26 protein-coding genes are annotated in these 24,462 nt (G+C 64.9%); 12 read left to right on the forward strand and 14 right to left on the reverse strand.

Annotated elements, in window-relative coordinates:
• From BFL43_RS03280 to BFL43_RS28795, 5 genes are all read right to left on the reverse strand, one after another.
• Positions 1-1,074 (reverse strand): DUF222 domain-containing protein (locus tag BFL43_RS03280; protein WP_143695061.1); only part of this gene is annotated, 1,074 nt, incomplete at its 3' end.
• 96 nt (positions 1,075-1,170) lie between these two features.
• On the reverse strand, positions 1,171-1,380 hold the full coding sequence (locus BFL43_RS03285; RefSeq protein WP_084890794.1) for a hypothetical protein: 210 nt from the start codon (positions 1,378-1,380) through the stop codon (positions 1,171-1,173).
• A gap of 97 nt (positions 1,381-1,477) precedes the next feature.
• Entirely contained in the window at positions 1,478-1,972 is a 495-nt protein-coding gene (greA, locus tag BFL43_RS03290) for a transcription elongation factor GreA (RefSeq protein WP_084890735.1), read from the reverse strand.
• A gap of 96 nt (positions 1,973-2,068) precedes the next feature.
• The gene (locus BFL43_RS03295) at positions 2,069-2,842 is read right to left on the reverse strand and encodes a queuosine precursor transporter (RefSeq protein WP_084890737.1); all 774 of its coding nucleotides are present in this window, start codon (positions 2,840-2,842) and stop codon (positions 2,069-2,071) included.
• A gap of 19 nt (positions 2,843-2,861) precedes the next feature.
• Positions 2,862-3,242 (reverse strand): LppP/LprE family lipoprotein, encoded by a 381-nt coding sequence (locus BFL43_RS28795; protein WP_168176516.1) that lies wholly within the window; start codon positions 3,240-3,242, stop codon positions 2,862-2,864.
• A gap of 16 nt (positions 3,243-3,258) precedes the next feature.
• Here BFL43_RS28795 and BFL43_RS28800 point away from each other — a divergent pair, with 16 nt between their 5' ends.
• Positions 3,259-3,540: a hypothetical protein gene (locus BFL43_RS28800; protein WP_168176517.1), complete on the forward strand. Its 282-nt coding sequence runs from the start codon at positions 3,259-3,261 to the stop codon at positions 3,538-3,540.
• Positions 3,541-3,647: 107 nt separating this feature from the next.
• Here BFL43_RS28800 and BFL43_RS03305 read toward each other — a convergent pair whose 3' ends face one another.
• On the reverse strand, positions 3,648-4,076 hold the full coding sequence (locus BFL43_RS03305; RefSeq protein ID WP_084890741.1) for a DUF4307 domain-containing protein: 429 nt from the start codon (positions 4,074-4,076) through the stop codon (positions 3,648-3,650).
• A gap of 127 nt (positions 4,077-4,203) precedes the next feature.
• Between BFL43_RS03305 and mca the strand changes: the two genes are divergently transcribed.
• The 3 genes from mca to BFL43_RS03320 are packed head-to-tail and all read left to right on the forward strand — an operon-like array spanning position 4,204 to position 7,335.
• Entirely contained in the window at positions 4,204-5,076 is an 873-nt protein-coding gene (mca, locus tag BFL43_RS03310; RefSeq protein ID WP_240498033.1) for a mycothiol conjugate amidase Mca, read from the forward strand.
• Positions 5,073-5,324, forward strand: a complete 252-nt coding sequence (locus tag BFL43_RS03315) for a hypothetical protein (protein WP_084890745.1) — start codon at positions 5,073-5,075, stop codon at positions 5,322-5,324. Before mca ends, BFL43_RS03315 begins: the two co-directional genes overlap by 4 nt.
• Positions 5,296-7,335 carry a thioredoxin domain-containing protein gene (locus BFL43_RS03320; RefSeq protein ID WP_084890747.1) on the forward strand — a complete coding sequence of 680 codons (2,040 nt, stop codon included), beginning with the start codon at positions 5,296-5,298 and terminating at the stop codon, positions 7,333-7,335. Before BFL43_RS03315 ends, BFL43_RS03320 begins: the two co-directional genes overlap by 29 nt.
• Here BFL43_RS03320 and rocD read toward each other — a convergent pair.
• On the reverse strand, positions 7,293-8,543 hold the full coding sequence (gene rocD, locus BFL43_RS03325; protein WP_084890749.1) for an ornithine--oxo-acid transaminase: 1,251 nt from the start codon (positions 8,541-8,543) through the stop codon (positions 7,293-7,295). The two genes, BFL43_RS03320 and rocD, sit on opposite strands and share 43 nt — an antisense overlap.
• Complete coding sequence (gene ddaH / locus BFL43_RS03330; protein WP_084890751.1) at positions 8,540-9,397, reverse strand: dimethylargininase; 858 nt, start codon at positions 9,395-9,397, stop codon at positions 8,540-8,542. The genes rocD and ddaH overlap by 4 nt, the downstream gene beginning before the upstream one ends.
• 133 nt (positions 9,398-9,530) lie before the next feature.
• Between ddaH and BFL43_RS03335 the strand changes: the two genes are divergently transcribed.
• Together BFL43_RS03335 and BFL43_RS03340 are read left to right on the forward strand one after the other, a co-directional pair.
• Positions 9,531-9,977: an Lrp/AsnC family transcriptional regulator gene (locus tag BFL43_RS03335; protein WP_084890754.1), complete on the forward strand. Its 447-nt coding sequence runs from the start codon at positions 9,531-9,533 to the stop codon at positions 9,975-9,977.
• A gap of 259 nt (positions 9,978-10,236) precedes the next feature.
• Positions 10,237-11,301, forward strand: a complete 1,065-nt coding sequence (locus BFL43_RS03340; protein ID WP_084890756.1) for a 3-deoxy-7-phosphoheptulonate synthase — start codon at positions 10,237-10,239, stop codon at positions 11,299-11,301.
• 201 nt (positions 11,302-11,502) lie between these two features.
• Here BFL43_RS03340 and BFL43_RS03345 read toward each other — a convergent pair whose 3' ends face one another.
• Entirely contained in the window at positions 11,503-12,129 is a 627-nt protein-coding gene (locus BFL43_RS03345; RefSeq protein WP_084890796.1) for a hemolysin III family protein, read from the reverse strand.
• A gap of 103 nt (positions 12,130-12,232) precedes the next feature.
• Here BFL43_RS03345 and BFL43_RS03350 point away from each other — a divergent pair, with 103 nt between their 5' ends.
• Complete coding sequence (locus tag BFL43_RS03350; protein ID WP_084890758.1) at positions 12,233-13,015, forward strand: isoprenyl transferase; 783 nt, start codon at positions 12,233-12,235, stop codon at positions 13,013-13,015.
• Positions 13,016-13,025: 10 nt separating this feature from the next.
• On the opposite strand, the gene coaA is transcribed toward BFL43_RS03350, so the two are convergent.
• On the reverse strand, positions 13,026-13,958 hold the full coding sequence (gene coaA / locus BFL43_RS03355) for a type I pantothenate kinase (RefSeq protein ID WP_084890760.1): 933 nt from the start codon (positions 13,956-13,958) through the stop codon (positions 13,026-13,028).
• A 97-nt stretch (positions 13,959-14,055) separates the two neighbouring features.
• Between coaA and BFL43_RS03360 the strand changes: the two genes are divergently transcribed.
• The 3 genes from BFL43_RS03360 (at position 14,056) to BFL43_RS03370 (ending at position 17,538) form a co-directional block, all read left to right on the forward strand.
• Entirely contained in the window at positions 14,056-15,264 is a 1,209-nt protein-coding gene (locus BFL43_RS03360; RefSeq protein ID WP_084890762.1) for a DUF885 domain-containing protein, read from the forward strand.
• Between the two features lie 71 nt (positions 15,265-15,335).
• Positions 15,336-16,634, forward strand: coding sequence for a serine hydroxymethyltransferase (gene glyA / locus BFL43_RS03365; RefSeq protein ID WP_084890764.1), 1,299 nt, complete (start codon positions 15,336-15,338; stop codon positions 16,632-16,634).
• A gap of 40 nt (positions 16,635-16,674) precedes the next feature.
• On the forward strand, positions 16,675-17,538 hold the full coding sequence (locus BFL43_RS03370) for an acyl-ACP desaturase (RefSeq protein ID WP_084890766.1): 864 nt from the start codon (positions 16,675-16,677) through the stop codon (positions 17,536-17,538).
• A 3-nt stretch (positions 17,539-17,541) separates the two neighbouring features.
• On the opposite strand, the gene BFL43_RS03375 is transcribed toward BFL43_RS03370, so the two are convergent.
• Positions 17,542-18,219: a GPP34 family phosphoprotein gene (locus BFL43_RS03375; protein WP_084890768.1), complete on the reverse strand. Its 678-nt coding sequence runs from the start codon at positions 18,217-18,219 to the stop codon at positions 17,542-17,544.
• 317 nt (positions 18,220-18,536) lie between these two features.
• On the opposite strand from BFL43_RS03375, the gene BFL43_RS03380 reads away from it, so the two are divergent.
• On the forward strand, positions 18,537-19,844 hold the full coding sequence (locus tag BFL43_RS03380; RefSeq protein ID WP_084890770.1) for a PhoH family protein: 1,308 nt from the start codon (positions 18,537-18,539) through the stop codon (positions 19,842-19,844).
• Between the two features lie 27 nt (positions 19,845-19,871).
• On the opposite strand, the gene BFL43_RS03385 is transcribed toward BFL43_RS03380, so the two are convergent.
• The gene (locus BFL43_RS03385; RefSeq protein WP_084890772.1) at positions 19,872-21,467 is read right to left on the reverse strand and encodes a serine/threonine-protein kinase; all 1,596 of its coding nucleotides are present in this window, start codon (positions 21,465-21,467) and stop codon (positions 19,872-19,874) included.
• A gap of 139 nt (positions 21,468-21,606) precedes the next feature.
• On the opposite strand from BFL43_RS03385, the gene BFL43_RS03390 reads away from it, so the two are divergent.
• Entirely contained in the window at positions 21,607-22,284 is a 678-nt protein-coding gene (locus BFL43_RS03390; protein ID WP_240498031.1) for a L,D-transpeptidase family protein, read from the forward strand.
• A 10-nt stretch (positions 22,285-22,294) separates the two neighbouring features.
• Here the strand turns inward: BFL43_RS03390 and BFL43_RS03395 are convergent, their stop codons facing one another.
• Both BFL43_RS03395 and BFL43_RS03400 read right to left on the reverse strand, forming a co-directional pair.
• The gene (locus BFL43_RS03395; protein ID WP_084890798.1) at positions 22,295-22,927 is read right to left on the reverse strand and encodes a PIG-L deacetylase family protein; all 633 of its coding nucleotides are present in this window, start codon (positions 22,925-22,927) and stop codon (positions 22,295-22,297) included.
• A 132-nt stretch (positions 22,928-23,059) separates the two neighbouring features.
• Positions 23,060-24,460 (reverse strand): class II fumarate hydratase, encoded by a 1,401-nt coding sequence (locus BFL43_RS03400; protein WP_084890776.1) that lies wholly within the window; start codon positions 24,458-24,460, stop codon positions 23,060-23,062.
• Positions 24,461-24,462: the final 2 nt, after the last annotated feature.

The following is a 24,462-nucleotide window of genomic DNA, read 5'->3' on the forward strand; positions in this document are numbered from 1 at the left end:
GGCGGCTTGGTCTTGGGCGTAGAGGTCGGCGTATTCGGCTTCGGCGCGTAGGTCGTGGTCGTTCCAGAGGGGTTGGGATTGTTCGTACTCGTTGCGCATCGGGCGCTGTTTGGTTTCGGGGCGTTCGGCGATGTCGCGGACATGTTCGGCGGAGATGATGCCGTGCCCTTGCAGGTAGCCGGGGTGGTCGGCGTCGCCGTTGACCGTTGCTTGGTCAGCGATGACGTGCAGGACCAGTTTCATATCGACGCCCGAGACCATCGTGTCTGCGGGCCATGTCCAGATGCTGGCTGTGCAGGGATGTTTGGGGTCTTTGGGGCACTCGCAGCTGAACTCGCGTCCCATCACCGTCGCGAAGAGGGCATCGGCCATTCGTTCGGCTTTGCGACGCGGATCGGCGTTGCACACCGACATCGCCAATTTCTCCAGGCGTTGCATGATGAGGTTGTTGGTCTCGGCGGATCCGACGGCGTCGAGCGCTGACATCCCGTCGCCGATGTTGTTGTTCCACACCCCACGACGTTTCTTGGCCTCTGTGCGGTTCTCCCTTACCAGGTCGGGGTCGCGGAGCATGATCATCGCATCGACCATGTCCCGGATCCGGTTGGTCGACCAGGATCCCCGGCGGCGTAGTTGGGCGGCGATGTCACGGTCGATATCGGCCATGTGCTCGGAGCCCTCGATCAGATCGGTGCGGGAGACGATCTGCGCGATGTGGTGGGCGGCGACGTGCCCTTCTTTCAGCAGTTGTTTGACGTGCGGGAGCCGGTCGCGCAGGGCCAGGGCTCGGGTCAGGTAGTGCTCGGCGCCTTGCTGGGTGATCTGCTGCGCCGCGGCCAGTTGCGCGGCGCAGACACTGAACGGGTCGACCGCCCGTAGCGCCACCGGGGTGTCCTCTAGGGGTGCGACGACCAGTTTGTGTAGTTGGGCGGCGCTGTCGTAGCGGACCCATTCGAAGTAGCTTTGCGCGGCGACCGACCGCTCGCAGTTGCGGAGCAACTCGTTGGGCCGCAGCCAGTTCGCGGGGCCGATACCGGCCACCCGCTGTACGTCGTAATCCCCACCCTCGAACATATGAGCGACTATGCCAGAGGGGTACGACAGTGCGCTGAAGAGCCGCGACGGAGCGAGTTGACGTCGCTCCGGCGCACCAGAAGGTGGTGCGAGACCTCAGCTGTCCAGCACGTGCTGAACGGCTTCGGCGGTGATGTCACCGTCGACCACATGGATGCGCTCACCCTCGTGAGAACCATTGACCCAATCGCCAGAGGTCTTCCAGTCGATGATCTTGCCGTCGTTGTCGAAGGCGATCGCGGTGTAGTCGGAGTGCTCTTCGGCGAACGCGGCGATACGGGTGGCGGTCGAACTCGGTTCGGTCATGGTCACGCGAGTACCCAACGACCTTGAAACCAAAAATGGTGGCTTCTGGCGAACCCGACCTGCGGGTTCAGTCGCCAAAAGCCACCAAAATGGGGTTTTACGTGTGGTACGGCTCCGCGCTGACCAAGGTCACGGACACGGTGGCCCCACTGGGCACGGTGTACTTGCGGGTGTCACCGATCTTGGCGTCGATGAGCGAACCACCGAGCGGCGACTTCGGGGAGTAGACCTCGAGCTTTTCATCCGACGAACCCTGTTCTCGGGTTGCGATCAGGAAGGTCTCGGTGTCTGACTCGTCGCCGTCGTAGTAGACCTTGACCACGGACCCGGGCAATGCAACGCCCGACTGAGTGGGGGTCTCGCCAACCTTGGCGGTGTTGAGCAGCTCCTGGAGTTGACGGATGCGGGCCTCTTGCTGGCCCTGCTCGTCACGGGCAGCGTGGTAGCCACCGTTCTCCTTGAGGTCGCCCTCTTCGCGGCGCTCGTTGATCTCGGCAGCAATCACCGGACGATTCGCGATGAGAGCGTCGAGCTCCTCTTTGAGCCGATCATGGGACTCCTGGGTAAGCCAGGTCACCTCGGTGTCGGTCATGCTCGTCACTCCCTCTCGTTAAATACAGCAACACGGCCCCTCTCGGGACCGTGTATCAGCCAAGAGTACCAGCACAGATGGACGGTTCTCGAATTCTTATCTAATTGTGCCCGCAGTTTCGAGTGCGGAACCGTAGGTGGGCTCGCGTTTCTTGAGCCAACCGACGAACAGATAGGTCAGCGGCATGATCGCCACCTCGACCAGTGTTTTCCACACAAATCCGATGATCGTGTAGTTCACGAAATCCGACCAGGTCGAAATGCCCAGTGCGGTAGCGGCAATGGAACAGAAAACCAGGGTGTCGAAGAACTCGCCGACGACGGTCGACCCCAGCAGACGGGCCCAGAGGTGTTTTTCTCCGGACCGTTCCTTCATTGTGACGAGAACCCAAGAATTGAGGAACTCGCCCACGATGTATCCGGCCAAACCTGCGGCCAGGAACTGGGGGACGACGCCGGCGACGGTCTTGAACGACTCCTGCCCGTCGTAGAAGTCGGCTGCGGGCAGGTGGATGGTCAGCCAGAAGCACAGTGAGGCGATGAGCAGGACGAAGAACCCGGCGAGGATCGTGCGCCGCATCGCCTTGAAGCCGTAGACCTCACTGATCACGTCACCGAGGACGTATGCGAGGGGGAAGAGGTAGAACGCGCCGTCGGTGACCAGACCGTCCATGGACAGCGGTCCGAGGTCGACGTGGAGATCGGGGAACAGCACCACGCCCTTGGTGCCGGTGATGTTGCTGATCATCATCACGCCGACGAAGAGCGCGACGAGCATCGGAAAGTAGTAGCTGGTGATGGTGGCGAACGCCGGACCCGGTCCCTTGGCGGTGGACGGGTCCGGCTGCCCAGACTGTGTTGTTGGTGTCATGGGTGCCGATTATGGGCGATCAGCAGTCGCCTCGGGTGACCGCCTCCGGCAGCTCGCCGAGCATGTCGACACCGGAGCCGTTCCAGTGATAGCTCACGTATGCCTCACCCTGCGGGTCGGCGTTGGCCTCATCGCCCACGAGGTAGCGGTACCGGACGTCGATTCGGTCATCGGTGGTGGCGGCCACGGTCTGGTAGCTCAGGTTGCAGGAAGTTCCGGTGCCGAGGAACTCGCCGTCGTGGAAGAGCAGCAGCTGGTACGGGGACGACACGGTGCCTCCCTCGGTGTCCAAGGTCACGTACGTGAGCGAGGCACATGTGTTCACATTGCTCTCCCCTTCGACCCAGCCGACTCCGGGCATCGGGGGCGCGATCTGCGCGATCGCGGAATCGATCGTCACCGTGTCCACGTCACACGTGGCACTGCTCAACGGACTGGCGGCGGGGCTGTTCGTCGTCGGTGGTGGCGACGTGATCGTGGTGGCGACGACGTCGGTTTCGGTCAGTGTGGTGGTCACCGGGAATGAGTTGCCTTCGTCAGCGGCGCCGCACCCTGTCACGCTCGCCGCAGCGATCGACGCGGCGAATACGGTCATGCAGATTCGTGTCGAAAAGGTAGAACTCGCAATGGTTTTCATCGAGAAGATCCTTTCGTTGCCGACCCACTACCACCGTCGCAAGGGACGGCTGAATAGTTAGTCACAGAAAGGTGTCGAACGGGTGAGGCGCGAGACATTGCAGGTCACGGCCGGGGGAGCGGAGCACGGTGTCCGCCATTCGGTTGACGGTTGATCGGGACTACCGGGTCACGGCGCGACGAGGTAGTCCGGCACCGACTCGCTGCAGCCGTAGACCTCGCCGACGGCCGGCGCAGCCGAGGTGCGGACGAGTGACGACAATGACAGTTGCGTCTGGCTCGATGCCGGAATGTAGACCTCACGTCGACCCGTCTCGGAGCCGTCTTTCGAGCGGGCTCGCAAGACGCAGGTCGCCGGTTTGCTCGGGTCCTTGCGGTTCACCGTGAACTTCACCTCGACCGTGGAGCTGTCGATGATCAGGTATCCGCTGGCCTCACCCGAGATGTCAGGGTCGGAAAAGCGCTGGTAGCCGAGCCAGGCGAGCAAAACCCCGGCTGCCACCACCAACGTCGTGAGCACCACGAACCAGCGTCGGCGGGATCGTGGCGACCGTTCTGTGGGGTAGCGCCCCTGCGGGAGGCTGCGAGCGCTGGTCATGGGTTCATACCTACCATGTAGGGAGAACCTGGAGGACCGGTGAGGGCGGGTCGCACGTTCGGTGGGAGTATTGAAGCCGATGACCGGCACTGTGAAGGTGAGGAAACGCGTGGGTGGACTACGGCTCATGGCGGTGCATGCGCACCCCGACGACGAGTCCAGCAAGGGCGCGGCCACGATGGCCAAGTACGCCGCCGATGGTCACGACGTCTTGGTGGTGACTCTCACCGGCGGTGAACGGGGCGACATCCTGAACCCGGCGATGGATCTGCCGGGGATCAAGGACCGGATGCCCGAGGTCCGCCGCGAGGAGATGGCCAAGGCCGCTGCAGCGCTCGGTGTGGAGCAGATGTGGCTCGGTTTCGTCGACTCCGGGCTTCCCGAGGGCGACCCGCTGCCCCCGCTGCCGGAAGGTTCGTTCGCCACCGTGCCGCTCGAGGTCTCGACCGAGGCCCTGGTCCGCGTTGTCCGCGACTTCAAGCCGCACGTGATGATCACCTACGACGAACTCGGTGGCTACCCGCATCCCGATCACATCCGTGACCATGAGGTCTCGATGGCGGCCTACGAGGCCGCGGGCGATCCGGAGCAATTCCCTGACGCGGGCGACCCGTGGACGGTGTCGAAGATCTACTACACCCACGGTTTCATCCGCGACCGCATGGTGCTGTTCTCCGACGAGTACGCGAAGATCGGTAAGGAGAGCCCGTTCGCGGAATGGCTCTCGAAATGGGATCCCGAGCGTGGAAACCTGATGGGCCGGGTCACCACCCAGGTGACCTGCGGTGATTTTTTCCCGCAGCGTGACGAAGCGCTGCGGTCCCATGCGACGCAGATCGATCCGAACGGCGTTTTCTTCGCCGTGCCCATGGAGTGGCAGCAAAGGCTCTGGCCCACGGAGGAATTCGAGCTCGCGAAGACGCGGGTGAAGACCGCGATTCCGGAGACCGATCTGTTCGCGGGTATCGACGCGGCGATCGCGGCGGGGGCGTCAGAATGACCACCACCCTGGCGGCGGCCCATCTGACGGACGTTCTCGCCAAGACGGAGGGGCCCGAGTTCGGCAAGGCCTCACCCATGGGACTGCTCGTGGTGCTGCTGCTGTTGGCGGGAACCGTCTTCTTGATTTGGTCGATGAACCGGCACCTCCGGGGACTTCCGAAGAAGTTCGACTGGGACAACCCGGAGGCCGATCAGGCCGCCGACGACGGGACCGACGGTGACCCGCGGCAGCAACAGCCTCGCTGAGGCGACCAGCCCGTATCTTCGCCAGCACGCCGACAATCCGGTGCACTGGCAACAATGGAGTCCCGACGCCCTGGCCTGGGCACGCGAGCGCGATGTGCCCATTTTGCTCTCGGTCGGATACGCCGCATGTCACTGGTGCCACGTGATGGCCCACGAGTCGTTCGAGGATCCGGCCACCGCGGCGGTGATGAACAGGGACTTCGTCTGTATCAAGGTCGATCGCGAAGAACGGCCGGACATCGACGCCATCTACATGAACGCAACGGTCGCGATGACCGGGCATGGCGGCTGGCCCATGACCTGTTTCCTGAGTCCGGGCGGCGAGCCGTTCTACTGCGGTACGTATTTTCCGCCTGCGCCCAGGCAGGGCATGCTGTCATTTGTGCAACTGCTCGAGGCGATCACCGGGACGTGGAAGACCAACCGCGAGGAGGTCGACCGCGTCGGTGTCGCTGTCGCCGAGCAGCTTCGGGCCAACGCCTCTGGCCTTCCGGACCCGCAGCACCCACTCGACAACGTGTTGTTGGCAAAGGCTGTCGCCGACGTGCTCCGAGAGGAGGATCACGCTCATGGTGGCTTCGGCGGCGCCCCGAAGTTCCCACCGTCTGCGCTGATGGAAGGGCTGCTCCGCGAGTACGAGAGGACAGCTGACCCGGCAGTTCTCGACGCTGTGGCCCGAACCGCTGACGTGATGGCGCGGGGTGGGATCTACGACCAACTCGGTGGCGGGTTCGCCAGGTACGCCGTCGATCAGGATTGGGTGGTCCCGCATTTCGAGAAGATGCTCTACGACAACGCGCAACTACTCCGCGGGTACGCCCACCTGGCGCGGATCACGTCGAATCCGTTGATGCGCAGGGTGACCGAAGAGACGGTCGGCTTCCTCGAGCGCGACCTCGCGGTGGTGGGCGGGTTCGCCTCAGCGTTGGATGCGGACACCGACGGGCACGAGGGGCTGACGTATGTCTGGACGCCCGGCGAACTGACCGAGGTGCTGGGCGAGGACGACGGACACTGGGCTGCAGAGCTTTTCGCGGTGACGCCGACAGGGACCTTCGAAGCGGGTGCGTCGACGTTGCAGTTGCGCGCGGACCCGATCGATCTGGCCCGCTACGAGTCCGTGCGCAACAGATTGTGGGCAGCGCGTGCGCAACGCCCGCAGCCGGCGCGCGACGGCAAGGTGGTGACCGGCTGGAACGCCATGGCGATCACCGCGCTCGCCGAAGCCAGTGCAGGACTGGGCCGGCCGGAATGGGTTGACCTCGCGGCCTGGTGCGGCCGCGAGATCCTGGCCCGTCATGTGGTCGATGGGCGGCTGCGGCGTTCATCGCTCGATGGCGTGGTGGGGGAGCCGCTCGCAGCGCTCGATGACCACGGGGCGCTCGTGACCGCCCTGCTGACGCTGGCCCAGGTCACCGGTGAGCCGCCGTGGCTCGATGCGGCACTCGATCTGCTGGACAACACGATCGATTTGTTCGCCGACCCGCAGGCGCCGGGATCATGGTACGACTCTGGCTCCGATGCCGAGAGCCTGCTCGCCAGGCCAAGAGACCCGATCGACGGCGCGACTCCCGCCGGCACCTCTCTGATCGCCGAGGCATTGCTGACTGCGGCACCCCTGGCGCCGGTCGAAGGAACAGGCCGCTCCGCCGGCGATTATGCGGCCCTGGCCGATGTGACCCTGGCCAGAGGCGCAGTGCTGCTCGACAAGCTGCCCCGCTCCGCCGGTCATTGGCTCGCGGTGATCTCGGCGCGGCTCGCCGGGCCACTCCAGGTGGCGGTGTCGCAGCCGGGACGGGAACCGAGCGAGCTGCTGATCCGCACTCGGCAGCTGGTTCCCGGCGGCACCGTGGTGGTTGCCGGACCAGTCGATTCACAACCCTTGCTGGCCGGCCGCCCGATGGTCGACGGGCAGGCGTCCGCCTACGTGTGCCGTGGTGCGGTGTGCGGACTTCCCGTGACCACCTCTCAGGACTTGGTGGCGGCACTCTCCAGTACGTTGGCGAATTGATCCATGGCCCAATCGATCTCGTCGATCGTGATGACGATCGGCGGAGCGAATCGCAGGGTGGAGCCGTGGGTGTCCTTGACCAGAACGCCGCGCTGAGCGAGTTTCTTGCACAGGTCCTTGCCCGAACCGAGGGTCGGGTCCACGTCGACCCCTGCCCAGAGTCCCAGTCCGCGCACGGCGGTCACCCCGCTGCCGACCATCGCGGCGAGCCTGCCGTGCAGATGTGCGCCCATGACGGTTGCGCGATCTTGCCAGTAGCCGGTGCCCAGCATGCTCACGACCGTCGAACCGACGGCGGCAGCAAGGGGATTGCCGCCGAAGGTGGAACCGTGTTCGCCGGGCGCCAAGACGCCGAGTACATCGCTGTTGCCGACCACGGCAGACACCGGGAGCACGCCGCCGCCGAGCGCCTTGCCAAGGGTGTGCAGGTCCGGCACCACTCCCCAGTGATCTGAGGCGAACGTCTTGCCCGTTCGACCCAGACCCGACTGGATCTCGTCGCAGATCATCAGGACCTCTGCAGCAGTGCACAGGTCTCGCACCCTGGGAAGGTAGTCCGCAGGTGGCACGACCACCCCGGCTTCACCCTGGATCGGTTCGATCAGTACCGCGACCGTGGTGTCATCGATGGCGGCGGCCATGGCGTCGACGTCACCGAATGGGACGATCCGGAAGCCCGGTGTGAACGGACCGAAACCGCGGCGTGCCGTCTCGTCGTCGGAGAAGCTGACGATGGTGGTGGTGCGACCGTGAAAGTTTCCCGCGGCCACCACGATCGAGGCCTGATCGGTAGGTACGCCTTTGACGTCTGTACCCCACTTGCGGGCCACCTTGATCGCGGACTCGACGGCTTCGGCTCCGGTGTTCATCGGCAGCACCATGTCTTTACCGCACAGTGCCGCCAGGTCGCGGCAGAACGGTCCGAGGCGGTCGGAGTGGAAAGCTCTGCTGGTCAACGTCAACCGGCTCAGTTGGTCGGTCACCGCGGCGACGATCTCGGTGTTCCGATGTCCGAAATTGACCGCGGAGTACCCCGCCAGGGCGTCGAGGTAGCGATTGCCTTCGACGTCGGTGATCCACACGCCCTCGGCGGTGGCCGCCACGACGGGTAGAGGCGAATAGTTGTGCGCGGCATGATCATCGACCATGGCGATGTGCTCGCCCGAACTGAAGACCGGTCCGACGGCGCTGGTGAGGTCGATGCTCATGATGGTGTTCCTGTCCTGCGTAGTTCGAGAGTGCAACATTTGACTCCGCCGCCGCCCTTGAGGAGTTCGGACAGGTCGACCTCGATGACGGAGAACCCGGCCCCGGCGATGGCGGCGGCCAACTGCGGTGCCGCGTCGGTCATCACGACATGGTGGCCGTCGGATACGAGGTTGAGTCCGAGCACGGCGGCATCGGAATCGGACGCGATGACGGCATCGGGATAGAGCGTGGCCAAGGTGTCCTGAGCAGCTGCCGAGAATGCGGCAGGGTGGTAGGCGATGGTCTGGTCGTCGAGGACTGCGATCACGGTGTCGAGGTGGTAGTAGCGCGGATCGACGAGTTCGAGGCTCACGACCGGCATCCCGGTGAGCCGCTGAACCTGTTCGTGCGCACCGTGGTCGGTGCGGAAACCGGTGCCGGCCAGGATTCTGTCACCGACGACGAGAAAGTCGCCCTCACCCTCGTTGATGCCGTCGAGGTGATGGACCGGGCCGACCCCGGCACCCGCCAGCCACGCCGCGTACACGGGACCCTCCGCCCGGCGTTCGTCATGCCGGAACCGGGCGGCGATCGCGACGCCACCGGCGACGAGGCCGCCGTTGGCGGCGTAGACCATGTCGGGGAGGCCGGGCTGTGCAGGCACGAGGTCAACGGTGTGCCCGAGGTCGAGATAAGTGCGCCGGAGACTGTTCCACTGCGCGACCGCCAACGAGGTGTCGACCGGGATCGCCGGATCCATCCACGGGTTGATGCAGTAGCTGACCTCGAAGTGTGTCGGGATGGTCATGGCATAAGCGCGCGGTCGGGAGATTCGTTCGCGCGAATGGAGGGGAGCGAGGTCGGTGATGGTCACAGGTTGATCGTATGAAGGGCCCATAGCGCAATCAATCGTCGGACATTGCGTCTACACCCGGTATCTGTTGTGTCTTCTGGCAGAATAGTGGAATCCGTTGCGTGGCGCGGATGAAACACTCAGGAGGGTGGTCATGGCGGCGCTCGACGAACTCGACGAGGCAATTCTGGCGTGCCTGACGCGCGACGCGCGGCAGACGTACGCGCAGATAGGCGAGCAGGTCCGGCTGTCGGCGCCTGCCGTGAAACGACGCGTCGACCGCCTCGTCTCTTCAGGCGTCATCCGAGGCTTCACTGTCGTGACGGATCCGGCGGCGCTCAAGTGGACGACGGAGGCGTATGTGCAGGTCTTCTGCCGGGGGACCATCGCTCCGGACATCCTCGCGCGCTCCTGGGAACACATCACCGAAGTCGTCAGTGCAGCGACGGTCACCGGCCAGGCCGACGCCATCCTGCGGGTGGTGGCGCGGGATGTGCAACACCTCGAGGCGGCGCTCGAGCGCATTCGGGCCGCCGAGACCGTCGACCACTCTGAGAGCATCATCGTGCTCTCCCGGGTCATCGACCGGGGCCAGCCGTGAGGGCTCCGACGTGCGGGACAACGCGAGGGGGAATTCCGGTTGCGGCGCGGTCGTGCTAGATTAGCCGACGTGAACAACCGCGCACGTGCCTATTGGCGCTTTATCGAGGCTCCGGGTGGAGCCGCCGATACAGCGCTACGCTGACGCGCAATAACACCCGGAGCCCCGAGCAGTGACCGATAGCGGTCGCTGCTTTTTCTTTGTCAGGGCGCCCGGACGACCGTGTTGAGGTGCCCGCCGAATCAGGAAGGCACACAACATGAGCAACGAACAGGGAATCCTGTCCGGACCCCAGACCTCCGACCGTCGTATCCGGTCGTTCCGCGAGATCCCGTCGCCCGACACCGTGCGTTCGGAACTGCCGCTGACCGCCCGTCGCGCTGAGGTGGTTCAGCGTGACCGCGACGAGATCGCCGCCATCCTCGCCGGCCGCGACGACCGGTTGCTGGTCATCGTGGGGCCGTGCTCCGTTCACGATCCGATCGCCGCCCTCGATTACGCCCGTCGCCTCGCGCCGATCGCCACCGAGCACGCTGATCGTCTGAAGATCGTGATGCGGGTCTACTTCGAGAAGCCGCGCACCACGGTCGGTTGGAAGGGTCTGATCAACGACCCTGGCATGGATGGCAGCTTCGACGTCGAACGTGGCCTGCGCGTGGCTCGTTCGCTGCTGCTCGACATCATCGACCTCGGGCTGCCCGTCGGTTGTGAGTTCCTCGAACCCACGAGCCCGCAGTACATCGCCGATGCAGTGGCGTGGGGCGCAATCGGCGCCCGCACCACCGAATCCCAGGTGCATCGGCAGCTCGCCTCGGGTCTGTCGATGCCCATCGGCTTCAAGAACGGCACCGACGGAAACATCCAGGTCGCCACCGACGGTGTGAAAGCTGCAGCGGCTGAACACGTCTTCTTCGGTGTCGACGATTTCGGCCGGGGTGCGATCGTCGAGACCGCGGGCAACACCGACTGCCACATCATCTTGCGTGGTGGCACAGGCGGCCCGAACTTCGACGCCGCATCGATCGAGGGTGCCCTCGCCTCGCTCGCCAAGGCGGGTCTTCCCGAACTGTTGATGATCGATTGCTCTCACGCCAACTCTGGCAAAGACCATGTCCGGCAGGCCGGGGTCGCCACGGAGATCGCCGCTATGATCGCCGACGGTCAGCAGGGGATCAGCGGTGTCATGCTCGAGAGCTTCCTTGTCGCCGGTGCCCAGTCGACCGAGGCCACTCCGCTCACCTACGGCCAGTCGGTCACCGACAAGTGCATGGATTGGGATGCCACCCTCGACGTGATCGGAGCCCTCTCGGCAGCCAAGCGCTGAAGGCACGACGGCGACGGGCTCAGATGACACGAGCGAGGGAGCGAAGCGACCGATGGGAGTGTCCGCAGCCGGCCGCGCGTGTTCTGGACTGACGAGGAGCGAGCGAAGCGATGCGATCGAGGAGGGAAGAACACGCGCTCAAAGGCCGAAGCTGCCGCGAGCGGAGCGAGCCAAACCGGCACCGCAGCCAGACCGGCACCGCTATTCGAACAGGACGAGCCAGACGGCTATGTAGTGCACCAGCGCGGCGATGACGGTGCAGGCATGGAAGAACTCGTGGTGGCCGAAGGTGGTTGGCCACGGGTCGGGCCAGCGGGTGGCGTAGAGGATGCCGCCGATCGTGTAGAACAGGCCGCCGATCGCCAGGAGCACGACCACGGCCGTCCCGACGGAGTCGATCAGCGCTGGTATCACAGCCACGATCGTCCAGCCGAGAAGTATGTAGAGGGGAACCCCGAGCCAGCGCGGGGACCCGGGCCAGAGCACTTTCAGGGTGACTCCGGCCAGCGCTCCAGACCAGACGATGATCAACACGATCACCTGTTCCGGCGGCTCCAGGCCCATCACACAGAAGGGGGTATAGCTGCCGGCGATGAACACGAAGATCATCGAATGGTCGGCGCGCTTCATCCAGGTCCTGGCGACGTCGGAGGTCCAGTCGACGCGGTGGTAGGTGGCGCTCACGCCGAACACACCACACACGGTGAGTGCATATATTCCGCAGGCCAGGGCCGCCATGGGCCCGACCAGCGCCCAGGCGACCGTGCCCAGCACAAGGCCGGTGAGGATGGCCACGAACCCGGCGTACAGATGAATCCATCCGCGCATCCGAGGCTTGAGTTCGGCCAGCAGTGCCAGTTCAGATTCGACCACAACTTACGGTACCGTAGGTTTCGGTCCTGCGACACGGGCGCCGCGTAAGGTGTAGCGGGTGAAGCTGATTCCCGACACCATGCGCGGACCCATGTACCGGGTCTACGAACGTCGGCTGACGCATTATCTGGACCCGTCGAGATATCCGCGGCACATCGCCATCATCTGTGACGGAAATCGTAGGTGGGCCCGGGCGGCGGGATTCGAGAACGTCAACCACGGTCATCGTGTCGGTGCGCAGAAGATCGCCGAGGTGCTGAGTTGGTGCAGTGAACTGGGTATCGAGACCGTGACGGTCTATCTGCTCTCCACGGAGAACCTGAGCCGTGACTCCGAAGAACTGGGCGCGCTCCTGGAGATCGTTCCCGACATCGTCGAGGAGATCTCCGCGCCGGGACAGCCCTGGCGGGTGAACATCGTCGGGGCGCTCGACCAGTTGCCCGATCAGGTCTCGGCGCGGCTCAAGGCGGCGCAGCAACAGTCCTCCGGACGCACGGGACCCAACGTGAACGTGGCGGTCGGCTACGGTGGACGGCAGGAGATCGTCGACTCGGTCCGATCGTTGCTCGCCGACCGGATCGCTGCCGGTGATTCGCCCGATGAACTCGTCGACGCGGTGACCGTGGAGGCCATCGACCAGAATCTCTACACCCGCGGACAGCCCGACCCCGACCTCGTCATCAGAACGTCAGGCGAGCAACGGCTTTCGGGCTTCCTGCTCTGGCAGAGTGCCTATTCGGAGATCTGGTTCACAGACGCCTATTGGCCGGCATTTCGGCGCGTCGACTTTCTACGCGCATTGCGCGACTACGCCGCTCGTAGCCGGCGCTTCGGTAAGTGATCGTCCCGCGTCAGATCTTGCGCAGCCGCACCCGATTGATCGCGTGATCGGCGTCTTTGCGCAGCACGAGCGTGGCGCGAGGGCGGGTGGGGAGGATGTTCTCCACCAAATTGGGCCGGTTGATGCCGTTCCAGATGTCTCGGGCGGCCAGCGTCGCCTGGTCGTCGGTCAGGGACGAATAGTGGTGGAAATGTGATTGCGGGTCTGCGAAAGCCGTTGTGCGCATCGCCAAGAAGCGGGTGATGTACCAATCTTCGATGTCTTCGATCCTGGCGTCGACGTAGATCGAGAAGTCGAACAGATCCGACACCATGAGCCTGGAGCCGGTCTGAAGTACGTTGAGACCCTCGACGATCAAGATGTCGGGTTGTTGGACATGATGTTTGGTGCCGCGGACGATGTCGTAGGACACATGGGAGTACACCGGCGCCGAGACGTCTCGTGCCCCCGACTTGACCTCTGTGACGAAGCGCAGCAACGCCCTGCGATCGTAGGATTCGGGAAACCCCTTGCGGTGCATGATGCCCCGGCGCTCGAGTTCGACCGTTGGATAAAGGAAACCGTCAGTGGTGACGAGGTCGACCTTGGGGTGACTCTCCCAGCGCGCGAGTAGGGCCTGCAGCACGCGTGCCGTGGTCGATTTGCCGACCGCGACGCTGCCCGCCACGCCGATGATGAACGGCACCTGTCTTTCGGGTTGTCGTTCCCCGAGAAAGGTCGAGGTCGCAGCGAACAACCGCTGCCGCGCGGCCACCTGGAGGTGGATCAGACGGGACAGCGGTAGATAGACGTCCGCGACCTCGGTGAGGTCGATCTGCTCTCCGAGACCGCGCAATTCCCGGAGTTCACCTTCGGTCAGCACCATGGGCATCGACTGGCGCAGACCACGCCACTGCCTGCGGTCGAGTTCGATGTACGGGCTCGGCTCGGTTATCCGTGACATGTCAACATTCGATCCGTGCGGCCCCTGGCATGCGTTCAGTGTTGCGAACGGGTCTTGACGAGGAAACGTCGGGGTGGTTTCGGTAGCGTTTACGCCCATGAACACCTCCGCGCTCGTCGAGCAGTATCTGCGACTCGGATTGGCCTTCGACCGCCTTGAACCCGGGTTCGTCGATGCCTTCACGGGGGACCCGTCGCTACGGCGAGAGATCGAGAACGCGCCGGCACCCGATCCGAGAGCGCTTGCCCGGCAGGCGGCTTGGTTGCGCACCGAACTCCCGGGTGCAGGACTGGACAAGACACGGACGGAGTTCATCGATTCGGCGCTCACGGCACTCGAATGTTCGGCCCGCAAGTTCGCCGGCGACGACATCGGATTCGTAGACGAGGTCCGCAGCTACTTCGACGACGTCGACATCGAGATGGGTGACCCCGAGCTCTACCGGCAGTCTCACGCCGACCTCGATGCCTTGCTCCCGGGTACCGGCGACCTCGCGGTCAGATACGCCGCCCACCGCCGGTCCGAGGAGATCCCGCGCGAGAAGATCGCAGACGCCGTGTCCGCGTTCAGCGGAGCGCTACGCGAGAAGGTCCGCGGCACGTACCCGCTTCCCGATGCCGAGGTCGTCGAGTTCGAGGTGGTCTCGGACAAGCCGTGGTCGGGGTTCAACTACTACCTCGGCGACTACCGATCGCGGGTCGCGATCAACGGCGATCTCACGCAGTACATGTCGTCGTTGCCCCACCTGATCGCACACGAGGCGTACCCGGGCCATCACACCGAACACTGCCGAAAAGAACAATTCCTGGTCGGTGCCGGCCAGCACGAACAGTCGATCTTTCTGGTGAACACGCCCCAGTGCCTGATGGCTGAAGGACTCGCGGACCACGCGCTTGTGGCCGCCATCGGACCGGACTGGGGCACCTGGGCGCAAGAGATCTACGCCGACCTCGGACTGCGATTCGACGGGCAGCGCGCCGAGGCGATCAGCGCAGCAACGGGTGGACTGCTCGGGGTCCGGCAGGATGCCGCGCTGTTGCTGCACGATCGGGGCGGGGATCAGGACTCGGTGGCCGCGTACCTGCGGACGTGGCTGCTCGCGACCGACGAACGAGCTCGGCAGATGCTCCGGTTCCTGTCGTCGCCGCTATGGCGCGCGTACATCAGCACATACGTCGAGGGGTACCGGTTGCTGGGCACATGGCTGGATGTTGCACCCGCAGCCGATCGCCTCGGCCGGTTCGGTCGATTACTCGACGAGCCGTTGACCCCCGCGGCGCTACGGGCCGAGCTGGCAGGGGATTAACCCAGGCCCCGGCAGGTCTCCTACACTGGCGGGTGCCGAATCTACCGCGCCGCGAGCGTCTAAGGAGACACATGACCGACGTCAACACCGCATCCCTGGCTGAGCTGGACCCGGATGTGGCGGCCGCGATGAACGGGGAGTTGACTCGGCAACGCGACACCCTCGAGATGATCGCCTCCGAGAACTTCGTGCCTCGAGCAGTGCTGCAGGCCCAGGGCAGTGTCCTGACCAACAAGTACGCCGAGGGTTACCCCGGACGCCGCTACTACGGCGGCTGCGAATACGTCGACGTCGTCGAGGACATCGCCCGCAACCGCGCCAAGGACCTCTTCGGCGCCGAGTTCGCCAATGTGCAGCCTCATTCGGGTGCACAGGCGAATGCAGCGGTGCTGGCCGCACTGATGGAGCCGGGGGAGACGCTGCTCGGTCTGGACCTGGCACACGGTGGTCACCTGACTCACGGCATGCGGCTCAACTTCTCGGGCAAGCTCTACGAGAACGCGTTTTACGGCGTCAGCAAAGAAGACTTCCGCGTCGATATGGACGATGTCCGCAAGATCGCCCTCGACGCCAAGCCGAAGGTCATCGTCGCCGGCTGGTCGGCCTACCCGCGCACGTTGGACTTCGAGGCCTTCCGTTCCATCGCGGACGAGGTCGGCGCGCACCTGTGGGTTGACATGGCGCACTTCGCCGGACTGGTCGCCGCGGGCCTGCACCCCTCGCCCGTGCCCTACGCGGATGTGGTCTCGACGACCGTTCACAAGACCCTCGGTGGACCCCGCTCCGGGCTGATCCTGGCCAAGAAGGAGTGGGCCAAGAAGCTCAACTCGGCCGTGTTCCCCGGTCAGCAGGGCGGCCCACTCATGCACGTGATCGCCGCCAAGGCCGTGGCGCTCAAGATCGCCGGTTCCGAAGACTTCAAAGAGCGTCAGCAGCGCACCCTCGACGGTGCTCGCATCCTGGCCGAGCGCCTGGGCGGCGAAGACGTCGCCGGAGCCGGTGTCTCGGTCCTGACCGGTGGTACCGACGTGCACCTGGTGCTGGTCGACCTGCGCAACAGTGAACTCGACGGCCAGCAGGGTGAAGACCTGCTCCACCAGGTGGGCATCACCGTCAACCGCAACGCGGTGCCCTTCGACCCGCGTCCGCCGATGGTCACCTCGGGTCTGCGTATCGGTACGCCCGCGCTGGCCACCCGCGGCTTCGGCGAGGAGCAGTTCCGTGAGGTCGCCGACATCATCGGCACCGCGCTGGCTGCGGGACAGTCCGCGGACGTGTCGGCGCTGCGGGCCCGGGTCTCGCAGCTGGCGCTCGACTTCCCGCTGTACGAGGGCCTCGAGCAGTGGGGTTTGCTCAGCACCCAGCAGTAGCGGGTTTCACATATGCGAGGACGACCTCTACGCTGTCCGGGTGAATGATCTGACCCAGGACGAGTTGCTCTACGCCTTGGAAAAGGCGATCCCGGAAATCATGGAAGACCACTACGCGGCAGCGTCGCCGTGGAATCCGCATGATTGGGTGCCGTGGACCGAAGGACGCAACTTCGCATTCCTGGGCGGCGAGGACTTCGATCCCGACCAGCCACGGCCGCTGCCGGAGGACGTGACGTCGGCCTTGCTCGCGCTGCTGCTGACCAAGGACAACATGCCGTCCTATCACCGGCTGATGGCGCAGAAAGCCTCTATCTTCGGTGCCTGGCAGGAAGTCATCGGCTCCTGGACAGCCGAAGACAACCGGCACGCCATCGCGCTGCGCGACTACCTGGTGGTCTCGCGGCTCATGGATCCTGAGGCCGCCGAGACTCTGCGTCTGCATCACATGACCAAGGGCAAGCTCCAGACCCCGCGTTCGCTCACCGACTACCAGATCCTGGACGTCCTGGCGTTGCTGGCGGTTCACGAACTGCAGTGCGTCGCCTTCGAGGAAAAGCTCATCGCCGAGTCCGACAGTGAGGTGCTCGAAGGCATCGTCAGCAGGATCCTGCACGACGACCGCGTGCAGGCGAAGACATTCACCGCCTTCATCAACGCCGGGATCGACGCCAACATCACCGAAGCCCTCAAGTCGGTCGTCAAGGCAGTGGCCGAACTGGAACTGATTGGTGCCGACGTCGACAACTTCGGTGAACTGGACGCGATCGCCAAGTTCAACGCCGACGCCACGGGGTTCGTCGCGCGCTCGTTGGTAGCGGACCTCAAACTCCAGAGCCTCGACGGTCTCGACGAGGCAAGCGAAGCTGCGCGCCGGCGAGTGCTGTCGGCCGCAGGCCTGTAGAACTCAGCTCCCGGAGGACGCCGCGACGGATGCCACCGTCGCGGCAGTGATCGCAGCTGTCGCCGCGGCGATGGCATCGGCGACCGCCTTCGCCGCCCAGTCGCCCTCCGCGATCGCCTTCGCACGCTTCTTGAGTTCTCGCCGGGGAACCTCGTCGGTGTCGACCGCCATATGCGCGCGGTTGATGCTCGAGAGCAGGGCGATCAGTCCACCGGTCCTGTCGTCGGGCGGGTTGCCGTGCACGAGGACCGCGGTGATGTCGCGGCGTAGGTCGAGCTTGTGGCTGCGATTCACCGCAGGCCAGGTGGTGTGGGGAAACGCCCCCAGGATGCGGTCGGATCGGCGTTCGACGAAGCTCATCTTGGCCAGACGTGTACCGAGTTCGTCCTTGAGTCCCTTTCCGAGACGACCGAGCAGGCTCTGAGCAGGACGCTCCTTCTCCGCGACGATGCCGACGGCGCGGCGCAAGACGGGGTCGGTGGCGGCCTCCGCCCGCGCGACCCTGACCTTGGCCGCGGTCCACCTGCTCGGCTTCTCTCCGATGCCGATCGCTTCGATGAGAGCGAGTTCCATCAGGATTGCCCCGCCGAGAACCGTGGGCACCGGCACAGATGCGGGGGTCGTGCCCTTCTCGTCGTCGAGCAGCAGCAATAGCAGGTCTTCGGCGATGAGGGTGCTCATACAGTCCGACGATAGCAACCCGGAACGGGGTGCAAATGGCCGCAGAAATACCGCCCGTTGCCAAGTCGAACAGTTAACCGATTATTCACGGACACGCGCCGCTTCCGTCCTGCCGACACGCCGTAGTCGGCGTACTTTGACGAGTGACGGGCCGCGGGGAAGTGGTTCGTCCGGGAGGTTCAATCGTTGACTTGCTCACGTGAGTGCGAGAGGACCGGCCCCGGTCCTTGTGGAGGCGGCAGCTCTGCCGACTTCACCGGAACCGACCGGTCCAGCAACACCAGCCTGTGTGGTGCCACCAGGCCTAGGAGCCTTTCGTGACTACAAGCGATGCTCGTACCTACGTCCTCGACACGTCTGTATTGTTGTCCGATCCTTGGGCGGCAACACGTTTCGCCGAACACCACGTGATCCTCCCGTTGGTGGTCATCGGAGAACTCGAGGGTAAACGTCACCACCACGAACTCGGCTGGTTCGCTCGGGAAGCGTTGCGGATGCTCGACGATCTGCGCTTGGAGCACGGTCGGCTCGATCAAGAGATCCCCATCGGGGATGCTGGTGGAACGGTTCAGGTCGAGCTCAATCACACGGACCCGTCGGTACTGCCCGCAGGTTTTCGCACCGACACCAACGATGCACGAATCCTCGCCTGTGCGTTGAACCTTCGTGCCGAGGGCAAAGACGTTGTCCTGGTGTCCAAGGACACGCCGCTGCGTATCAAAGCCGGCGCGGTCGGGCTGGCCGCCGACGAGTACCACGCCCAGGACGTGGTGACCTCGGGCTGGTCCGGTATGGCGGAGCTCGAATGTGATTCCTCAACCATCGACACGCTGTTCGCCGAAGGGGTCGTCGATGTCGACGGGGCGCGGGACATGCCCTGCCACACCGGAATCCGGCTGCTCGGTGGCGGATCCAGTGCGCTCGGCCGAGTCAACCCACAGAAGCAGGTGCAACTCGTGCGGGGTGACCGTGAGGTGTTCGGACTGCGGGGTCGCAGTGCTGAACAGCGAGTGGCGCTCGACCTGCTCCTCGACGACAGCGTCGGCATCGTGTCCATGGGTGGCAAAGCCGGTACCGGCAAGTCGGCGCTGGCCTTGTGCGCCGGTCTCGAGGCGGTCCTCGAACGACGGACGCAGCGCAAGGTCGTGGTGTTCCGGCCACTGTATGCCGTTGGCGGACAAGAGCTCGGCTACCTTCCGGGCAGTGAGTCCGAGAAGATGGGTCCCTGGGCCCAAGCGGTGTTCGACACCCTCGAAGGGCTGGCCTCGACAGAAGTGATCGAAGAAGTGCTCAGCCGCGGCATGCTGGAAGTGTTGCCTCTGACCCATATTCGTGGTCGGTCGCTGCATGATTCGTTTGTCATCGTCGACGAGGCGCAGTCGCTCGAGCGCAACGTCTTGCTGACGGTGTTGTCGCGCTTGGGATCCGGGTCGAGGGTGGTCCTCACGCACGATGTCGCGCAGCGGGACAACCTCCGGGTCGGACGTCACGACGGTGTCGCGGCGGTCATCGAAAAGCTCAAGGGACACCCGCTTTTCGCGCATGTGACGCTCACGCGTAGCGAGCGTTCGCCGATCGCGGCGCTCGTCACCGAGATGCTGGAGGAATTCGCGCCGGGGGCGTAAGAGTTCGAGCCTCAGGGCGCGTCGAGATCAGCAGTCCGCAGGCCAGATGGGAACATTCGGATCGCTGACGGTGTCGAGGACCTTGCCGTACCGGTCAGGGTAGCCGGGCAGCGCACTGCAGACGGACGATTTTCCCTGTCCGACAACCACATAGGCCGCGTAGATCAGATTTCCTTGATCGTCGACGGGTCGCAAAGAAGGACACGAACGGTCGGTCCGCAGGTACTGTGCGCCCGGGTTCCTCTGCAGCGCAGCGGCGATCACGTCGCGATTGGTCGCGGGATCGGTCGCGTTCTCCACGATGACGATGCCGCTCCCGTCGCAGGCCGGAGTGCTGATGGGCGTGGCCAGTCCGAGGTCGGCGGGATTGGGTGCTGGTGCCGGCAGTGAACTGGTGGGCGGCGTGGCTGCCGTCGGGGCCGGCGCGGGCGCCTGGCTCAGTGGCAATTCCTCGATGACACCGGGGCCGATCGAACCCGGCGCGGGCGTCTGCGGGGTCGAGACTGATCGCGCTGCGTTCTGATCGGACTCGCCGTCCTTCGGCCAGAACACCACGCCCGCGATGACTCCCAGTGCGATCACTGTGATGAGTGCGAGCAGGCCGACGATCGGCGGTGTCCGGGAAGGTCGATCCGAGGCCGGTGGACCCGCTCGAAACACCGGTGGAGGAGTTGGTGGCGGCGTCGCGGCGAACTGGGTCGGGGTGTCCTCCTGCGAAGGCGACGCCGAGCTCGTGCTCGGCCGAGCGGTGGGGAGCCCGAGCAGGGTCGGGGCGTGGGGCGGGTGGTCGCTTTTTGTTGGGTCCGGTTCAGGCGTCAGTGACACCGGTTGTACCGGGGGTAGATCCAACGCAGCGGCGAGCTCGTTCGCGAACTGGGCGCAACTCTGTTGTCGCTGCTCCGGGTCCGCTGCGAGAGCACGGTTGATGACCTGTGCCGCGGCGGGAGGTAGGTCGCGGCCGAGGCCGGGCGGTGCGCCGGTCAAGAGTGCTCCGGCGGTGGCGCCGAGGGCGTAGATGTCCGCGCGCGCATTCACGGGTTGCCCGCGGAGTTGCTCCGGTGCTGCGTAAGCAAGGGTTCCGACGGCCAGGCCGGTCTGGGTGATGTCGCCGACGTCACCGAGGGATCGTGCGATCCCGAAGTCGGTCAACATCACTCGATGTGGGGTGGCCTCGGTGAGCATGATGTTGCCCGGCTTCACGTCGCGGTGGAGCAAACCCTGGCCGTGTGCGTAGTCGAGTGCGGACGCCACCTCGGTGACGATCTGCAACGCCAGATCCGGTCGGACACCCTTGGGGTAGACCGCCAGCAGTTCGGCGGCGTCGGTACCGGGCACGAAGTCCATGCTGATCCAGAGGCGGCCCTCGTATTCGCCGCGATCGTGTACCGAGACGATGTTGGGGTGCCAGAGCTTCGCCGAGAGGTCGGCTTCGCGGACGAAGCGCCGACGGTAGTCGTCGTCGGACGTGGCGCTCGACCCGGGAAGGGACGCCGGCAGGATCTTGAGCGCATCCGAGCGGGGGAGGCGCGGATGCTGTGCCAGATAGACCTCACCCATACCCCCGGCGCCGAGCTGGCGTTCGATTCGATAGCCGGCAAAGACGCTGCCCGGAGCGAGCGGCATGAAAGACCCCCGAAACTAGTGGAATATGCCAGCAGTGGAGTGACGTGCGTGACAGGCCCCGCTGGCCTTGATCAGAATAGTGCAGCACTGTGACCGCTCCGATACGTAGTACGGCTTACGGCGCTGACATAATCTCCTGGTGCTGAAGTTGTCTATGAGACGTATGTGGCTGATGTTTGCAATGGCCGCTCTTGTCTGTGCCGCGACCGTGTTGGTCGCCCCTGCCCCCGCCCGCGCCGATGTCACGTCGCCGTCGTCGTTCCCGACCTCGACGCAGATGATCACTGTGACCGCCGAATCGGTCTCGGACACCACCGCGACGCTGACCGCTTGGGAGCGCGACGAATCCGGTGAGTGGACCAGCGTGATCGGACCCACCGAGGCTTACCTCGGATCCGAGGGACTCGGGGTACCGCGCGACAACGTCTGGCGGACACCGATGGGTACATTCGCGCTGGATCAGGCCTTCGGCAACCAACCGAACCCGGGCACGAAGATGTCGTACTTCCAGGCCGACGATCAGGACTGGTGGGACGCACTACCGGGATCGCCGACCTACAACAGCCACGTCCGCCAGGCGGAGAATCCCGGCGGCGACAGCGAACACATCCTGTCGACCGGTGAGATCTACGACTACGTCGTGAACATCGCCCACAACCCGCAACGCGTCGCCGGCTACGCCGCGGGGATCTTCCTGCACGTCAGCAACGGGGAACCGACCTGGGGATGCGTCGCCATCGACCGCGACGTCATGCGCGAGGTCGTCCAGTGGCTCGACCCCGCCCGCCAACCGGTCATCAGCATCGGCCTTGCTTAGCCCAAACCCATCATCGGGTGCGGCGCTTGAGGTCGAAAGTCACCACCCGCTGGTTGTCGTAGTCCTCGCGGGCTGCGGTGACCGTCTCGACCTGAGCGCGGGCCTGCTCGACGACGGGTGTGGCCGGATCAAGTACTGACAGGTACTGCGCGTGTGCCGCAAGTGATTTCACCGCGACGCCGACGAAGTCCCCGACCTCCTCGACATGTGTGACGTCCGGGCTGTTCTCGAACAGCCATCGGGGTTTGTCCTCGAGGGCGTCGTAGGCCTGCAGCACCGCGGCGGCGAACTCGATGTGGTCGGACTGATTGAGGTACTCCGGACCCCATCCAGGCCCGCCGTAGATCGAGATGATGACCTGAGGCTGCACGCGCGTGATGGCCTCGGTGATTGCGGCACGGAGTTCGGGTGTGTTCTGGATGGCCGAATCGGGGAAGTCCCAGAACTCGATCGACTCGACACCGACGATCCGGGCTGATTCGCGTTGTTCGATCTCGCGCGCCGGCCCGGCCTCGGCGGGCGCCATGCCCTCGATGCCGGCTTCGCCGCGGGAGGCCAGCACGTAGACCACGGATTTGCCGGCCGTCGACCACTTCGCGACCGCCGCCGCGACCGCGTACTCGGGGTCATCCGGGTGCGGCATCAGGACCAGCGCGGTCTGCCAGTCGGTCGGAAACGGGAACAGCACCGCCCCACGATACCGATTTTGGTGGCTTCCGGTGAGCAAAAGCCCAGGTCGGGCTCACCAAAAGCCACCAAAATCGGGGAGTCCGGGTTACCGCTCTCGGTCGAGGTTGGCCATCTTCAGGACGTCGAGGCGCTTGTCGAGTTCGTCCTCGGAGAGCTTCTCGCCGATCAGGCCGCGATCGAGCACGGTCTGGCGGATGGTCTTCTTCTCCTTGAGGGCCTGCTTGGCGACGGCCGCAGCTTCCTCGTAACCGATCGCGCTGTTGAGCGGGGTGACGATCGACGGGGACGATTCGGCAAGCTCCTTGAGATGCTCCTCGTTGGCGACGAGCCCGGAGATGCACCGGTCGGCGAACAGCCGAGACACGTTGGCCAGCAGCTTGGCCGACTCCAGCACGTTGCGCGCCATCATCGGGATGTAGACGTTCAGTTCGAACGCTCCGTTGCCGCCGCCCCACGTGACGGCCGCGTCGTTACCGATGACCTGCGCGGCGACCTGAGTAACCGCCTCGGGGAGAACCGGGTTGACCTTGCCGGGCATGATCGACGATCCGGGCTGCAGGTCGGGTAGCTGGATCTCGCCCAGACCAGTCAGCGGGCCTGACCCCATCCAGCGGACGTCGTTCGCGATCTTCGTCAGCGACACCGCGACGGTTTTGAGCGCGCCGGACAGTTCGACCAGTCCGTCGCGAGCGGCCTGCGCCTCGAAGTTGTCCTTGGCCAGAGCGAGTTGCTCGACACCGGTCAGCTTGATCAGCTCGGCGACGACCTTGGTACCGAACCCGCCTGGGGCGTTGAGACCGGTACCGACGGCCGTGCCGCCGATCGGCAGTTCGCCGACACGGGGGAGGGTCGCGGTGACGCGCTCGACGCCGGCCTCGATCTGACGGGCGTAGCCACCGAACTCCTGGCCGAGGGTCACGGGGACTGCATCCATCAGGTGGGTGCGGCCCGACTTCACGACCGTGCGCCACTCGGTGGCCTTCTCTGCCAGCGCCTTCTGCAGGTGCTCGAGCGCCGGGATCAGATCGGTGACCGCTGCCTCGGTGGCCGCCACATGGGTGGCCGTGGGGAAGGTGTCGTTCGACGACTGCGACATGTTGACGTGATCGTTGGGGTGCACCTCGATCCCGGCGGCCTTGGCCACCGAGGCGATGACCTCATTGGCGTTCATGTTGGAGCTGGTGCCAGAGCCGGTCTGGAACACGTCGATCGGGAACTGGTCGTCGTGCTTGCCATCGGCGATCTCGGTGGCGGCGGCGATGATCGCATCGGCCTTCTCTGCGTCGAGCAACCCGAGGTCCTTGTTGACCTGGGCACACGCAGCCTTCAGCAGACCCATCGCCCGGATCTGCGTCTTCTCGAGCGGCCGGTGGCTGATCGGGAAGTTCTCCACGGCACGCTGCGTCTGGGCGCGCCACAGGGCGTCGATCGGCACCCGGACCTCGCCCATGGTGTCGTGCTCGATGCGATAGGCCTGCTCACTCAATG

The sequence above is a fragment of the Williamsia sp. 1135 genome, from assembly GCF_002095395.1.
Classification (GTDB): Bacteria; Actinomycetota; Actinomycetes; order Mycobacteriales; family Mycobacteriaceae; genus Williamsia.